The sequence below is a fragment of the Lentibacter sp. XHP0401 genome (assembly GCF_025751535.1).
In the GTDB taxonomy this organism is placed as follows: domain Bacteria; phylum Pseudomonadota; class Alphaproteobacteria; order Rhodobacterales; family Rhodobacteraceae; genus Lentibacter.
Genome location: NZ_JAOWLC010000017.1, coordinates 35,182 through 49,526, shown reverse-complemented (window position 1 = coordinate 49,526; position 14,345 = coordinate 35,182). Strand labels below are relative to the sequence as shown.

The 14,345-nt window shown below is 59.6% G+C and carries 18 protein-coding genes and 2 pseudogenes; 12 read left to right on the top strand and 8 right to left on the bottom strand.

Features of this window, described 5'->3' with window-relative positions; translation table 11 throughout:
- Nucleotides 1-71 precede the first annotated feature (71 nt).
- The 4 genes from OE750_RS17600 to OE750_RS17585 are packed head-to-tail and all read right to left on the bottom strand — an operon-like array spanning nt 72 to nt 2,249.
- Nucleotides 72-539, bottom strand: a complete 468-nt coding sequence (locus tag OE750_RS17600; RefSeq protein ID WP_263765610.1) for a copper chaperone PCu(A)C — start codon at nt 537-539, stop codon at nt 72-74.
- 23 nt (nt 540-562) lie between these two features.
- On the bottom strand, nt 563-1,222 hold the full coding sequence (locus tag OE750_RS17595; protein ID WP_263765609.1) for a DsbA family protein: 660 nt from the start codon (nt 1,220-1,222) through the stop codon (nt 563-565).
- Nucleotides 1,219-1,641 (bottom strand): disulfide bond formation protein B, encoded by a 423-nt coding sequence (locus OE750_RS17590; protein WP_263765608.1) that lies wholly within the window; start codon nt 1,639-1,641, stop codon nt 1,219-1,221. The genes OE750_RS17595 and OE750_RS17590 overlap by 4 nt, the downstream gene beginning before the upstream one ends.
- A gap of 5 nt (nt 1,642-1,646) precedes the next feature.
- The gene (locus tag OE750_RS17585) at nt 1,647-2,249 is read right to left on the bottom strand and encodes an SCO family protein (RefSeq protein WP_263765607.1); all 603 of its coding nucleotides are present in this window, start codon (nt 2,247-2,249) and stop codon (nt 1,647-1,649) included.
- A gap of 172 nt (nt 2,250-2,421) precedes the next feature.
- Here OE750_RS17585 and OE750_RS17580 point away from each other — a divergent pair, with 172 nt between their 5' ends.
- The 6 genes from OE750_RS17580 to OE750_RS17555 all read left to right on the top strand — a co-directional run bounded on the left by OE750_RS17580 (nt 2,422) and on the right by OE750_RS17555 (nt 5,859).
- Complete coding sequence (locus OE750_RS17580; protein ID WP_039965742.1) at nt 2,422-2,850, top strand: MerR family transcriptional regulator; 429 nt, start codon at nt 2,422-2,424, stop codon at nt 2,848-2,850.
- A 1-nt stretch (nt 2,851) separates the two neighbouring features.
- Nucleotides 2,852-3,178, top strand: a complete 327-nt coding sequence (locus OE750_RS17575) for a YnfA family protein (protein ID WP_009807984.1) — start codon at nt 2,852-2,854, stop codon at nt 3,176-3,178.
- Between the two features lie 189 nt (nt 3,179-3,367).
- Nucleotides 3,368-3,976 carry a cation transporter gene (locus OE750_RS17570; RefSeq protein WP_412176242.1) on the top strand — a complete coding sequence of 203 codons (609 nt, stop codon included), beginning with the start codon at nt 3,368-3,370 and terminating at the stop codon, nt 3,974-3,976.
- A 95-nt stretch (nt 3,977-4,071) separates the two neighbouring features.
- Nucleotides 4,072-4,827: a transglutaminase-like domain-containing protein gene (locus OE750_RS17565; RefSeq protein WP_027240784.1), complete on the top strand. Its 756-nt coding sequence runs from the start codon at nt 4,072-4,074 to the stop codon at nt 4,825-4,827.
- Entirely contained in the window at nt 4,817-5,734 is a 918-nt protein-coding gene (locus OE750_RS17560; RefSeq protein ID WP_263765605.1) for a cation diffusion facilitator family transporter, read from the top strand. Before OE750_RS17565 ends, OE750_RS17560 begins: the two co-directional genes overlap by 11 nt.
- A complete protein-coding gene (locus OE750_RS17555; protein WP_263765604.1) occupies nt 5,731-5,859 on the top strand; it encodes a hypothetical protein in 129 nt (42 codons plus the stop codon). Before OE750_RS17560 ends, OE750_RS17555 begins: the two co-directional genes overlap by 4 nt.
- A gap of 79 nt (nt 5,860-5,938) precedes the next feature.
- Here OE750_RS17555 and OE750_RS17550 read toward each other — a convergent pair.
- Both OE750_RS17550 and OE750_RS17545 read right to left on the bottom strand, forming a co-directional pair.
- A pseudogene (locus OE750_RS17550) lies at nt 5,939-7,037 on the bottom strand (ISL3 family transposase); the annotation flags it as partial.
- Nucleotides 7,027-7,644, bottom strand: a pseudogene (locus OE750_RS17545) (methylase); the annotation flags it as partial. The pseudogenes OE750_RS17550 and OE750_RS17545, both read right to left, overlap by 11 nt.
- A gap of 175 nt (nt 7,645-7,819) precedes the next feature.
- On the opposite strand from OE750_RS17545, the gene OE750_RS17540 reads away from it, so the two are divergent.
- A complete protein-coding gene (locus OE750_RS17540) occupies nt 7,820-8,113 on the top strand; it encodes a hypothetical protein (RefSeq protein WP_263765603.1) in 294 nt (97 codons plus the stop codon).
- A 204-nt stretch (nt 8,114-8,317) separates the two neighbouring features.
- Here OE750_RS17540 and OE750_RS17535 read toward each other — a convergent pair whose 3' ends face one another.
- Nucleotides 8,318-9,721: an ATP-binding protein gene (locus OE750_RS17535; RefSeq protein WP_263765602.1), complete on the bottom strand. Its 1,404-nt coding sequence runs from the start codon at nt 9,719-9,721 to the stop codon at nt 8,318-8,320.
- Nucleotides 9,718-10,443: a response regulator gene (locus OE750_RS17530; protein ID WP_263765601.1), complete on the bottom strand. Its 726-nt coding sequence runs from the start codon at nt 10,441-10,443 to the stop codon at nt 9,718-9,720. Before OE750_RS17530 ends, OE750_RS17535 begins: the two co-directional genes overlap by 4 nt.
- A 180-nt stretch (nt 10,444-10,623) precedes the next feature.
- On the opposite strand from OE750_RS17530, the gene OE750_RS17525 reads away from it, so the two are divergent.
- From OE750_RS17525 to OE750_RS17505, 5 genes are all read left to right on the top strand, one after another.
- On the top strand, nt 10,624-11,115 hold the full coding sequence (locus OE750_RS17525; protein ID WP_263765600.1) for a calcium-binding protein: 492 nt from the start codon (nt 10,624-10,626) through the stop codon (nt 11,113-11,115).
- Between the two features lie 290 nt (nt 11,116-11,405).
- On the top strand, nt 11,406-11,891 hold the full coding sequence (locus tag OE750_RS17520) for a DUF305 domain-containing protein (RefSeq protein WP_263765599.1): 486 nt from the start codon (nt 11,406-11,408) through the stop codon (nt 11,889-11,891).
- A gap of 66 nt (nt 11,892-11,957) precedes the next feature.
- Nucleotides 11,958-12,344: a DUF302 domain-containing protein gene (locus OE750_RS17515; protein ID WP_263765598.1), complete on the top strand. Its 387-nt coding sequence runs from the start codon at nt 11,958-11,960 to the stop codon at nt 12,342-12,344.
- 1 nt (nt 12,345) lies between these two features.
- On the top strand, nt 12,346-13,017 hold the full coding sequence (locus OE750_RS17510; protein WP_263765597.1) for a TVP38/TMEM64 family protein: 672 nt from the start codon (nt 12,346-12,348) through the stop codon (nt 13,015-13,017).
- On the top strand, nt 13,017-14,330 hold the full coding sequence (locus tag OE750_RS17505; RefSeq protein ID WP_263765596.1) for an APC family permease: 1,314 nt from the start codon (nt 13,017-13,019) through the stop codon (nt 14,328-14,330). The genes OE750_RS17510 and OE750_RS17505 overlap by 1 nt, the downstream gene beginning before the upstream one ends.
- The last annotated feature ends 15 nt before the right edge of the window (nt 14,331-14,345 follow it).

Below are 14,345 nucleotides of genomic sequence, written 5' to 3'. Positions count from 1 at the left end.
ACCGACGAAGAGCGTCAAGGCAATTGCACCGGCACCGGCCGCGCCGTATCCTGCGATCGTCCTTCGTCGCATTAGTCTTCCGGTCCGCGTGCGCCGATGCCAAGGATCGGCACCTCGACCGTCACCTCGCCCCCGTCGACAAAAAGTAGGGTCAGCGGAAAGGTTTCACCTTCCGTCATGGGTTGTTGTAGCCGCATCAACATCGCGTGGAGGCCGCCCGGCTCAAGCGCGACGCTCTCGCCCGGGGCGATCGCGATCTCACCTGCCGGGCTCATGGAACTCACACCTTCGGCATTGGTCTTCGTCTCGTGGATCTCGGGCATCATCGCGAGGGGTGTTGAAAGACCAATCAGCGTCACCGGCTCGTCGCCAGTGTTGCGGATCGTCATGTAGGCGGCCCCGGGGCGGTTCATCCCTATGGAGGCGCGGGACCACGCGCTTTCGACGACGACATCCACGGGTCCGGCCAGTGCGGGCACTGAGAGCCCTCCAAAGGTCAAGAGCGCGGCCAGTGTGCCCGTCATAATAATCTTTTTCATCGTTTTGGTCCTGCCTTTTCCATTCAGCTTTGCACGGCGGCAACTTCCGCGGCCACTAATCGCCGCAGTTCTGCCTCCCCGAACAGATCGAGCGACTTGCCGTTTACAAAGAAAGTAGGAGTCTGGCGAACTCCCACGGTTTCGACGTCCGCACGATCCTGATTCAGGATCGCAACGACATCCGGTGCCAGCATTTGCGTGCGCGCGGCCTCTGCATCGAGTCCGGCAGTGGCGGCGATCTGGAGGATCAGACCGGGCTCAGGCGCGCCGTGCGACGCCCATCTCGGCTGATCCCGCAGAACGGCTTCGAGCACCGGCTCGTAAACGCCTTGCATGCGTGCTGCCTCGAGCACGCGGATTGCTTCCTCGGATGCCTCGCCATGAAACGCGGTGTAGCGGATAACGACGCGGACGGCATCTCCATGCTGTGCCATGATGTCCTTCACGATCGGATGGAAGGCGCGGCAAGCCTCGCAGGCCGGGTCAAAGAATTCGACAATCGTGACGGGCGCGTCGGCAGGTCCGAGGATGGGCGAGTAAGAGCGGATCATTGCGTCCGCGAGTTCCGGCGCAACGGGATCTGCTTCGGCCATCGGGCCGGAGCGGGATGCATACCAGGTGGCTCCGCTGAAACCGGCAACGCCGAGGGCGAGAACGGACAGGATTAAGCCGCGTCGATTCATGTTTGTGTTTCCTTCAATGAAAGTGCCGACAGGAACCCGATCAGCGCGAAGGCGGCCAGCGCCATCAGCGGGATCGGAATGCCGAAGGCCAATTGGTTATCATCGGTGCAAGAGGGGCCGGTGGCCGTGCAGGGCTGGATGCGTTCGGGGATCAGGCCCGCGTAGAGGCCCATGTGCCACAGGGCGACCACGCCACCACCAAGCGCCAGAGCGATGCCATAGCGCCCGACGCTGCCGTCTCGCCACCAAAGGCCGAGGCCGAGAATGATCGCGAGCGGGAACATGAAGGCGCGCTGGAACCAGCACAGCACGCAGGGTGTCTGCCCCATCACTTCGCCGATGAAAAGTACAGCAAGCGAGGCGACGAGGGCAACGATCCATGCCAGCCCGAGGGCGGTTTCTGCGGGTATGCGGTTCATGTCGGTCAGATCCTCTCTTCCATATCGGCGAGAATCTCTTCAGCGGACGTGCCATAGGGCCATGAGTCTGCAAAGCCTGCCTCGGGGTCGAATAGAAACAGATGTGACGTGTGGCCCATTGTGTAGCCATCCGGCGCTGTGGCCTCTTCGATGCGTTCAAAGAAGATCGGAAACGTTTCGGATGTAGCGGCGATCTGTTCGGGCGTACCTGTCAGCCCGATGATGTTCGCATCGAACTGCGGAACGAATTCGGCGAGTGCCATGGGCGTGTCCCGTTCGGGGTCGATGGTTATGAAAATCGGCTGGACCCTCGCGGCATTGTCGCCCAGACCGTCCATCACCGCCGCGACCTCAGACAGTGTCGTCGGGCAGACATCGGGGCAGTTGCTGAAGCCGAAAAATACCAACATCCAACGCCCCGAAAAGTCTTCTTCTGTGCGGACCATACCTTGGTGGTCCGTCAATTCGAATGCGGCGAGAAACGCCGGATCGGTGTCGGTTCGGGCGCGGTCAGCGCGATAGTCCGACCAGAGCAAAAGCCATACGAAGGCAAGCGCCGCGGCGCCTGCTAAAACCCAAAGAAACTTCTGTGCCGATGTAAGGGACAAACCTGCGCGCCTGATTTTGATTCTTGATTATTGTCGCGTTTACATCCTCTAGCTACTAGAGGTTCAAGCGCGAAATCACGTTGTGGCTTAAACTCACGCGTCTGTGAATCCGGCACTTGTCTATTGGGGCGGCAAAACCTACAAAGACTGTAACTTTTTCATGGAGGCGAAGATGCTCACGATCGGCACTCTGTCAAAGAAGACGGGCACAAAGGTGCAGACCATTCGGTACTACGAGCAGATCGGGCTCATGCCCGAACCTGGCCGGACTGAAGGCGGACAGAGGCGCTATGACAATGCACAGCTCGACCGACTGTCCTTTATCCGCCATTCGCGACAACTCGGCTTCTCACTTGATGCGATCCGCGAGCTGCTCGACCTCAGCGACCAGCCCAATCGGCCCTGCGAAGAAGCCGACGCGATTGCGCGTCGCCAGCTTAAGCAGGTGGAGCAGCGCATGGCCCGTCTGAAGGCGCTGCGCACCGAACTGAAACGCATGGTTCACGAATGCAGCGGTGGACGTACCGCCGATTGCAAGGTGCTTGAGGTGTTGCGGGATCATTCCGAATGTTTGACCGAACACGACGAGATCGGTGCCTGAGATGCCTGCCGCGCTTGCCTATCCGCTTGCGGCCTTGGCCGAGATCGCCGGGTGTTTCGCGATCTGGAGTTGGTGGCGCCTCGGCGCATCCGCGGCCTGGCTCGTACCCGGTATTGTAGCCTTGGTGGTATTCGGGTGGCTTCTGGCGCAAGTCGAAACGGTTGCTGCGGGCCGCGCCTTTGCCGCCTACGGCGGAGTTTACATTGCGGCTTCTGTACTGTGGATGTGGCTTGCAGAGGGTCACAGACCGGACAGGTGGGATGCGCTTGGCACAGCCGTTTGCTTGCTCGGCGCAGCTATAATACTGGCCGCGCCACGAACCAATTGAACTTTATGGTTTGAACTTGAAACCGTCTCAAATCGCGATCTCATCGCCCCATAAAAAGGGCTATGCTCTACTTTGGTTGAGACGCCTGACTGACAGCTCCCGGCGGTCGTAAATGGAACTGACCATTATTAATCAATCCGGAACTCTGATCTGCCCGAGAGGTTGAAGGATTATAGTCGACCAAGCGGAATGGGAAGTATGACTGCAGGAAAAGGAGCAAGCGAAAGACGCACCCTTTGGATTGTTCTCGGTCTAAACGTGGGTCTTGCCATGGCCTTTTTTGCGATCGGGGCCTTCGGGGATTCCAGTGCCCTGATCGCAAACGGGCTCGACAACCTTTCAGACAGCTTGGTCTACGCAATCAGTCTGTTTGCATTGTCGCGGTCTGCGAAATGGAAACGTGGTGCGGCGAATGTCTCGGGCTGCTTGCTGATCGTGTTCGCCATCGGGATCCTTTATGATGCTTGGCGCCGCTATGTCGGTGGGTCGGATCCCCTTGGCACCGTTATGATCGTCATGGCGCTGAGCGCGGCGGCCATCAACTCAGTTTGTGTCTGGTTGCTCGCTCGGCTCAAAGATCCGGACGTCAACATCCGCGCGGCCAATACTTTCAGCTGGAACGACTTTGCGGCAAACCTCGGAATCGTGGTCGCAGGTGGCCTCGTTGCCTGGCTGGGAACGAACTGGCCCGACCTAGTCGTCGGTGTGATTATCGCCGGGATCGCGGCCTGGGACGGCGTCAATATCCTACGCGACGCACACGGTGAACACCACAAAGCAGTTCACACGGACAAGTAGTTGCGAGAGATCGTTTCTAAAAGAAGGGGTTGAAGCTACAGTAACTATAGAGACTAGTCTGTTCCAAGACGATTCGAGGAGCGACTCCGTTGCAGATAACCAACCCCCTACTTGCACCCACAAAACTACTGGATTTTGATGCCGCGCCTCTTGCGCATCTAATAGAGAGCCGCAGCTGGCGCGACTTATCCGAATACGATCGGATCGGAGCTGCCTATGATTTCGTTCGAAATGAAATCTCGTTCGGATACAATCGAGCTGACGACATCCCCGCATCCGAGGTACTTTCCGACGGCTACGGGCAGTGCAATACGAAAGGCACGCTCTTAATGGCGCTGCTGCGTGGTGTTGGCGTTCGTTGCCGGTTGCATGGGTTTACGATCCACAAAGGCTTGCAGCGCGGTGTTGTCCCAGAGTTGGTGTATCCGCTTGCTCCAGAGGAAATTCTCCATTCGTGGGTAGAGATCGAATTTCAAGGGGCCTGGATCAACCTTGAAGGCTTCATCCTGGATGACGCTTTCTTCGAAGTCCTGCAAAGATCGTTCTCGGACACGGACAGTCTCTGCGGTTATGGCGCGGGCACGGATTGCCTTGGCGCGCCTCCCGTCGCCTGGAACGGAGAAGATACCTACATTCAGAAAACCGGCATCGTGCAAGATTTCGGCGTGTACGATACGCCCGACGCCTTCTATTTGTCCCATGAGCAATCCTTTGGAAGGCTGCGTGGTGCCCTTTACCGTCATATAATACGCCACTGGATGAATGCGCGCGTACGTGGTTTCCGCAGCGGCCGCCTGAAGACTGACCGACGCGCGACACACGCGCATGAGGAGCCTGCCAATGCCGCATGATCACGGGCACGCGAATATCGATCCGAATTCTGGGGATCGACGGGTTGCGATCGCGATCTGGGCGAATGGGCTACTTACTGTTGCGCAAATCGTCGGGGGCATATTGTCGGGCAGTCTAGCACTTATCGCCGATGCGCTGCACAACTTTTCCGATATGGCCTCGCTTGTCATTGCCTTCGCCGCGCGCAAGATCGCGCGCCGCCCGGCCGATGAGCGCATGACTTTCGGCTATGGCCGGGTCGAAATCGTCGCTGCCCTGATCAACTACACCACCCTGATCGTGATCGGCTTCTACCTGATCTACGAAGGTAGCATGCGCATGATTGATCCACCCGAAGTCATGGGGTGGACCGTCGTCATTCTCGGTGGAATTGCGCTTGTGGTCGACACGCTGACCGCAATGCTGACCTATTCGATGCAGAAGGGGAGCGTGAACATCCGCGCGCTGTTTCTCCACAACCTTTCGGACGCGTTGGCTTCAGTGGCCGTCATAGTCGGCGGGACGCTCATTATACTTTATGATATGCGTTGGGTGGATCCGGCCATCACCATCGGCATCGCGCTCTACATCCTGTATCTGTCCTTCACCGAAATAGGGGGCCCAATTCGAACCCTGATGCTTGGGAGCCCACCAGATATTGATGGAAATGACGTGGTCAGAGCGATCCAGAGTGTCGATGGCGTTGTGAACGTGCATCATGTCCACCTGTGGCAAATGCAGGAGAGCACTGCGGCATTGGACTGCCATATTGTTGTCGAACGCGACCGGATGGGTGAGGCCGACAAAATTAAAGAAAACGTCAAATCGGTGCTGCATGAACGTTTCTCAATCGAGCATTCCACGCTTGAATTCGAAGCGACCGACAATGCGCATCAGGAGGCGCAGGTGTTCGGACACCGCTCATGACGATTGCCCAAGGCATACTAGTGGTCGCAGGCCTGCTGTCCGGTCTGGTTTTGATTGGTGCGCTCTTTTGGTCGATCGCCCGCCCGTCCAAGCGCATCTGGCCTCCAAACAGATATGTCGCGTAGCCCTTAAATGGGCTCTGCCTCACCTTGTGTGGCGGAAGGGTAGCATTCTCGCCCGCAACAATTAGGGACCAGCCCGGCCTTACATTGCGCGTTTGAGGGTTTTCAGGCGGTTGATCTGACCTTCCGCCTGGCCGTTGCTCCAAGACATCTCGATTGCGTTTTTGACGGCATTGTAGTCCCGGTTCAAGGTACGGGCAAAGCACACGATGGGCGCCAGGTCGGTTTCGATCGCGTCGTCGATCCATGCAGGGAGCGGGTCTGCTTGGCGGCCACGCATGATGCCGTTGAACCGCATGGTGAGGCTGCGCATCGTTGTGAAGGCGGGAGAGCCGGCCTTGAGAGTGTCGACTTTCCGCGCCTGATCCGAGGTGAGCTTTCCGCGGGGTTTGATACAAAGCGCGGCCGCGATGACCGGGGAGATCGCGTGCGCGGTTTCCGGGTCCCTATCCGGCTTCAAGATCTGGTGCTCCGAGGAGGGGGCCTTCGTTTGCTGTTCGGCTCGGCGCCAGCCCGCCAGCAGCCGCTGTAAATGCGTCAGGCTCCCGTCGTAACCACGCTCTTGGCTGAGACGGAAAAGGGCGCTTCCAGTTCGAATGCCGTCCTTCCAACTTTGGCTCAGGAACTCTTCAAAGTACCACGGCGAAGTCGGTTTCAAAGCTGCCCGCCTGCGGTTGGGCGGCGTCTCAAACTGCAGCAATTTCGCGATGCTGCGACGCGGGAACCCTGTTCGCTGCCCGATCTCGCTGCAGGGTAAGCCCCTGATTTCGGAGCGCATGGATGGTGGTGAAAATCTCGTCCCGAGACGTCCTGTGCGCGAGGCGGGACTTCAGAAGGCTTCCGGCTGCGGTGATCTTGTCGGCGTCGGACAGCAGCGCCCTGCCGGTCACACGGCCGTGAAGGTTCATCTCCTCTTCGATGGCCTTTCGTAGGTTCTGCACGATATAGAATCGATCAGCGACCTGTTCCGCCTGCAGCACACCTTGCCGGACAGCCTGGGCGTAGAGACCGCAGCGATCTCTGCTGATCACTTCCACCTCGGGATGTCGCTTCAGCCAGTTGGTGCAGGTGACGACATCTCGATCCTCTAGAACGTCGATGACCACGCGACGCTCCAGATCGACAATGATCGTGCCGTAGGTCTGCGACTTCCTTCAGCTCCAGTCGTCGATCCCGATGACCGTCGGAAGGGGCTGCGTCAAAGCCCGTGACAGGCCGGCCCGGAAACAAGCGACGGAGGAGATCAGCGCGGGTGTCGGCAAGCTCGTTCAGCGCGAGGCTGCCGCCCGCGATTTCCGCGAGGACCGCCAGAAGGCCCGTCCCAGCCGATGGCTCCAGCACCAGATCGCGCGCGGTGATCTGTGCTGCAGCCATTGCGGCCAGCCCCATAGGCAGCGGCGTCGAGAACTGCTGGAACCGCTCCATCTCCTCGGACCGCCGCGTATGGGTCGGCAAAAGGCCGGACACCTTGGCAAGGATCGGCAGCAGCGCTGCGGGCGAGCCCGCCCGCGCCAACAGCGCGCGGCCGAATTTCCGCAAGAATAGGACCAGCGCCACCTCGCAAACCTCATAGGCCAGCTTCCAGTCCCAGGCGCCGGTCGCGTCAGAGCCGCCAAAGGCGCGCTCCATCTCAAGGCGCAGGCGCAGCGCGTCGATCTGGAAACCTTGCGCCAGATCAGTCTGCAGCGCTTTGGCCACGCTCAAGATCGCAGCGGCCGTATCGAGGGACGGGATGGGGACAACAGGCGCAAGTGCGCGCTCGGTCGCAAAATGGGCGAGATGGGTCATCGGGAAACTCCGGAATGAGGAACAGGGTCAGGCCCGGACACCCTCTTTCGGGCACCCTCAGGCCTGACCTTCCCCGGCCCTCCTCTTCCTCTCAAACCCCATGATTTCCGCAGGTGGCTTGCTTTTGTTCTTGTTATGTTCTATCTTGAAACCAAGCTAAGAAGGGAGGTCACTGATGGAAAGCACCACTTACGCCCTGCCCGCAACTCCGAAGCAGATCGCCTATGCGCGATCACTGGCACTACGCAATCAGACCCTATTGCCGTGGGATGTTCAGCAGGATCGCCGATCGCTCAGCGCCTGGATTGAGGCGCAGGCCAAGCTGAACCCTGCCGCGCAGGACGACCGCCCAACCTCAAAGCAAGTCGCCTTCGCCGAGCGTCTCGCGCGCATCAAACGGCGCTCCGTGCCGGATGAGTGCTTTCGCGACAAGGGGCTCATGTCGAAGTGGATCGACGGGAACAGGTGAACGGAGCCACCTGGTATCAAGGCACCCGCATTTCGTTGCAGTCTCCGCGCGATTGCAACGTAACAGTAACCCGCACATCGGTTCGGTTGCGACGACCGACCGGTTAACGGCACATCCGAAAAAATCCTGCTTCGATGAATTGCTGTGCCTCCGTATGACCTGGGCACATGGTTCGAACCAACTTCGGAGTGCGGTCCGGTTTGATCACGCCTCTCCGAGCGGCAAGTGCACGACGGCTTCCAGTCCGTGGTCTGGCAAGTTGCGTAGCAAGACGGAACCACCATGTGCCTGAATGATGGTCCGGGCAATCGCGAGTCCCAGGCCGACGCCTCCTGTGTCGCGGCTTCGCGAACTTTCAAACCGCATGAAGGGTTCAAACACAGCCTCAAGCTGATCATCGGGTAATCCTGGACCCTTGTCAGCGATGGATATGATAACCGTCCCCGGTTCCTGCGTCAGGGTCACCTTGGCGACGCCACCGTAGCGGACCGCGTTATCGATCAGATTGCGCAGGGCGCGGTTAAGAGCGTGGGGACGGATGGTCGCGAACAGCGGATCGATGGGTGCGAGGGTTGCGCGGTCGCCCCCAACATCGTTCACCAGATCCGTCAGCATCGAGGTGAGGTCGACCGTGGCAGTGGGCTCTGCCTTGGCGACACCGCGCGCGAACTCCAGCGTGGCCTCGACCATCGCCTGCATTTCCTCGACCAATGCCTTCAGCCGGTTACTGTCTTCGGTTTCGTCCAGCATTTCAATCCTGAGCCGCATCGCGGTCAGGGGAGAACGCAGGTCATGGCTCAGGGCCGCAAGCATATGGGTACGCTCGTTCACGAAACGGGTCAGGCGGTCTTTCATCCGGTTGAAGGCCTGCGTGGTATCACGCACCTCGGCCGGGCCCGTTATCGGCAGCGGGTCCGTTTCAAGCCCTCGGCCCAGCCGGTCGGCGCCAACTGAAAGGACGCGCATCGGGCCAACCACCCGACGCGCAGTCCACCATGCAACCAAAGCGACGGCTACCGCCATCAGCAACAGTGGCAACAAGGCTTGCGGTGAAAGCTGCAGGCCAGGCCGATGAAACATCGTCCGCACGTTCAACCATTCGCCCCCCGCCAGACGGATCGACAGTGTCATCTCGACAGGGTCGGTTCGTCCCGCCATCATTGCTTCGTGCATCGGGCGCATTGCTTCAGGCATGCCGTCGGGCGTGGGAAATGGATCAACGGCAAGGGCATGGACATCGGCCCGGACTTCCCGCTCCGGTTCGCCGAGGATCTGCCGGATTTGGCGCAGAACGACATCCGCATCGCTGCTAGTGTGCGGCGCCTCCGGTTCGGCCCCCAGTTCGAACCGGACCAGTGGTGAATCTGCGGCCCGCAAGATGGAAGGGCGCAGATCGGCGGGGGCGTCGTCCAGCAACAATACCACATTCGCCGCACGTCCTGCCGCCTCCAACCCCAGCGCCGCGCGCACGGCCCGGTTGCGCTCGTCCGTTAGCAACAAAAGGCCCAGTCCCTGCGTGACGGCCAATGCCAGCAACAGCATGGCGAGCAACTGACCCCCCAGAGAATGCGGGAAGATCTGGCGTAGAAAGGAAAGCCGCTGTTTCATGGAAGCGCCCTCACATCGGCGGCCAGACTGTAGCCACCCCCCCATACGGTCGCGATCAATGCGGGCTTGGCGGGGTCGGCCTCGATCTTGCGACGCAGGCGACTGATCTGGTTGTCGATGGTTCGATCAAACACTTGCGACGCGCGACCCGAGGTCAGGTCGAGCAGTTGTTCCCGGCTTAGCACAAAGCGCGGGCGTTCCAGAAACGCCGTGAGCAAGCGGAACTCGGCGGTGGTGAGCGCCACTTCGGTGCCGTCGGCTTCCGAAAGGGTCCGGCGGTCGGTATCCAGCACCCACCGATCGAATGCCAGCCGGCGGCCGGCCAGACTGCCGCCCACGACTTCGGCCCGGTCGGACCGGCGCAGGATTGCCTTGATCCGGGCCAGCAACTCGCGCGGGTTGAACGGCTTTGGCAGATAGTCATCGGCGCCGACCTCCAGCCCCACGATGCGGTCAGTTTCATCACCCAAGGCGGTCAGCATCAGGATCGGGATACCGCCCTGCGCGCGCAGGCGGCGACAAACCGACAGACCATCTTCGCCCGGCATCATCACATCGAGCACGATCAGGTCGAACTGTCCGACTTTCATCGCCGCGTCCATAGCCACGGCGTCTGCGGCCGAAGTCGCCCGCATGCCATTCTTTTCAAGATACCTCACCAGCGCATCGCGAATCTCGCGGTGGTCATCGACAATCAGAATGTTGGGCGGATGGGGCGTCATAATGTCTCCTGATGACATCCTTAGCCGAAGCTGCTGACAGAGCGCACAGAAGATTGTCGCGAATCCTCTTTGCGCTGCTGTTTGCGACAGTTTGATACAAAAGACCGTCCCGGCTGACAAACTTATGGGACACCTGCGCCCCAAATTGGGTTCATCACAATCCAATAGAGGAAAAACAGAATGAAACGTTCAACCAAATTCGCCTTCGCCGCTGTTGCTGCCCTCGGCCTTGGCGCCGTCGCGGTGCCGGTAATTGCCCAGCAGACCCAAATGCAGCACGGCGGAATGGGCATGATGGGCGGCCATGACAACTCGATGGGGCGCGCAATGGGCATGATGATGGGTGGGTCCGGGAGCTACGCGATGGCCACGTTTGACACCGACAGCGATGGCACGCTCAGCCCCGAAGAAATGACAGCGGGCATTCAGGCCGAACTCTCGACCTATGATACCGACGCCAACGGCACACTTTCGCTGGAGGAGTTTGCGGTGATGCACGCGGCTCATACCCGACCGATGACTGTGCGCGCCTTCCAGATGCATGATGCGGACGGCGACGCGCAGGTGACGGACACTGAAATGGCGGCAATGGCTGCGATGATGCAAGACCACATGAGTGGACGGCAGGGCGACATGCCGGGCGCGGGACACGGCATGATGGGCAATAACTGACACACTATTTTCCCCGCCAGTCGCGCGACGCCGCGTGTGGCGGGGCAACCCCAACACAGATCAGGAAGGAACGATGATGAACGGATATGGTATGGGTTTGGGAATGGGCTTTGGCTGGCTCTGGATGATCGTCATCCTTGTGCTGGCCGGTCTCGCAATTGCGGCGTTGATCAAATACCTGCGCAAATAGTGGCTACACTACCTTGCAAAGCCCAAGGCATTTTCGATTTGGGAACGTTGGGCGCCCGGATAAAGTTGAGATAAGTGCGACAATTAATCGGAGGTAAGAAATGAACTACGTACGTTTCTTTGCAATGATCGCGACTTCGACGGTCGTGATGTTTGGATTGATGTATCTCAACACCTACGCGCTCGACCACATCTTCTTCTCGCAAACGCGCATGTGGATGGCGATCTATATGGGTGCGGTGATGGCGATCATCATGCTCGCTTTCATGCTGGGTATGTATTCCAACAAGAGGGTCAATCTTGCGATTTTCGCAGGCGCCGTAGTAACCTTCGCCTTGTCACTCTGGCTCGTTCGAAGCCAGGAGACGATCGACGACATCGCTTGGATGCGGGCGATGATCCCGCACCATTCCATCGCCATCCTGACCAGCGAGCGGGCCGATATCTCGGACCCGAGGGTCCAGGCACTGGCAGATGCAATCATCGAAGCGCAGCTCAGCGAAATCGCTGAAATGAAGCGATATATCGCTGACATCGAGGCGAACGGCGAGGCACCTGCAGGCACACCGCGCGCCGAACTAGAATGACGCCGAAGCCGGATGGAAAGTAGATGTCGCTGCTGGAATCAAAGTCATGAATCGAAAGGAACGACAATGGACTACACGATCAACCGCCTGATAGCGGACGCTGAATTTGACGCAGTCGACGCGCGCACTCGCGCGGCATTAACCGACAAGGGATTCGGCATCCTGACCGAGATCGACGTCAAGGCGACGATGAAAAAGAAGCTGGATGTCGAGATGCCTGCCTATCGCATCCTCGGTGCCTGCAATCCAAAAATGGCCCACGAGGCCATTGGAATTGAACCGCGTGTCGGCGCGATGCTGCCCTGCAACGTCATCCTGCGCGAGGTCGAGGGCGGTGTGGAGGTCAGCGCCATTGACCCGGTGGCGTCTATGCAAGCGATAGACAATACCGAACTGCATGCCGTTGCCGGTCAGGTGCGCGATCTCCTGAAGAAGGCGGTCGAGGCGATCTGAGATGCGCTTGCGCACCGGCATCCTGGCGACGATTGCATTCCTCGGGCTGGTCGCTCTCGGGGTGTGGTGGTTTGCGCCGTCGCTGCTGGTTGATGCCCAGCAGCTTCTGGACCGCAAAACGCTTGAGACATTGGTGGCGCGCGCGGGCCTCTGGGGCCCTCTATTGATCATCAGCCTCATGACCGTTGCGGTGGTCGCCAGTCCCATTCCGAGCGCACCGATAGCCCTGGCCGCAGGTGCTGCCTATGGGCATGTCTGGGGCACCGTTCAGGTGGTGATCGGAGCCGAACTGGGGGCGCTGATTGCCTTCGGTCTGGCACGGGTTCTGGGGCATGATGTCTTGCGGCGAGTGTTCGGTGATCGAGTTGATGCCGGACTGCTCGGATCGCAGAACGCGCTGACAGGAACCGTATTTGCCAGCCGCCTGATGCCCTTCGTGTCCTTCGACGTTATCAGCTACGCAGCGGGGCTCAGCCGCCTGCACGCCTGGCGTTTCGCACTGGCGACGCTGGCGGGCATCATTCCGGCGAGTTTTGTCCTCGCGCATTTTGGCGGTGAAGCTGTCAGCGGCGATATTGGTCGGACCACATGGGCGGTGCTGGGGCTCGGTCTGATCACCGGATTGCCCCTTCTCTGGATCGCAACCAGGCAACACTCTGGAAAGAAAACCTGATGGCAGAAGGCTATAAAGAGAACAGCATCACTCTGCCGGGCGCGGTTGCCATGGGCACAGGTGTGATGATCGGTGCGGGCATCTTCGCGCTGACCGGACAGATTGCTGAGCTTGCAGGGCCATTTTTTCCTCTCTCGTTCGTCGCCGGTGCGATCGTGACCGCGTTCAGTGCCTACACTTACATCAAGATGTCGAACGCCTTTCCGTCGGCGGGCGGCATCGGGATGATTCTGAAGAAAGCCTACGGCCCGACAACGGTCGCAGCCGGGGCAGCACTCCTGATGGCACTGTCGATGGTCATCGCCGAAAGTCTCGTCGCACGGACCTTCGGCACCTACACGCTGCGGGCCTTTGGCGGCGACCCGGAAAGTGTCCTCGTCCCGATCATTGGCGTCGGGTTGATCATCGTTGCATATATTATCAATGTATCAGGCAGCCGCTCGGTCGGACTTCTGTCCATCATCATGGCTGTCATCAAAGTCGGCGGCATTGCGCTTTTCGGAGTCGCAGGCCTCTGGGCGAGCGGCTTCAACTTCGAGGCAACCGGTCAGGATACGGGTGCTAGCGGCTTTGTGGCCTCTGTTGCCCTGTCGATCCTCGCGTTCAAGGGCTTTACTACCATCACCAACAGCGGGGCCGAGATCACCGAACCGCACCGCAACGTTGGCCGGGCCATCGTTCTATCCATCGCAATCTGCGTGATCGTCTATCTGCTTGTCGCCTTCGCAGTCGGCTCCAGCCTGACACTCGACCGCATCGTAGCGGCCAAGGACTATGCCTTGGCAGAGGCGGCCAGGCCGGCACTCGGGCAGACCGGCTTCTATCTGACGGCGGCGCTGGCGCTTGTCGCCACCGCCTCGGGCTTGATCGCGAGCGTCTTTGCCGTCACGCGGATGCTGGCCATGCTGACCGAGATGAAGATGATCCCGCACAGCCATTTCGGGATGCCCGGCACGATCAAGGATCACACTCTGGTCTATACCGTCGTGATTGCAGGTGTCCTGACGGTTTTCTTCGACCTTAGCCGCATCGCCTCGCTTGGGGCTTTCTTCTATCTCGTGATGGACATGATCATTCACGCGGGCGTTTACCGAAACCTATGCCACGAGATCGGGGCACGCGGCTGGGTGATGTTGACCGCGATCGCACTGGACGCCGTGGTCCTGACCGCCTTCGCGGCGATGAAATGGCAATCCGACCCGCTGATCGTCATACTTGGCGTCATCGGCATGGCACTGGTGTTCGCGTTCGTGGGCGTCTTTCTCGCTCGCAATCCCATAGGCGAGACCGATCACGATCAGCATAAAAAATAGCTTGATGTTCCAGTG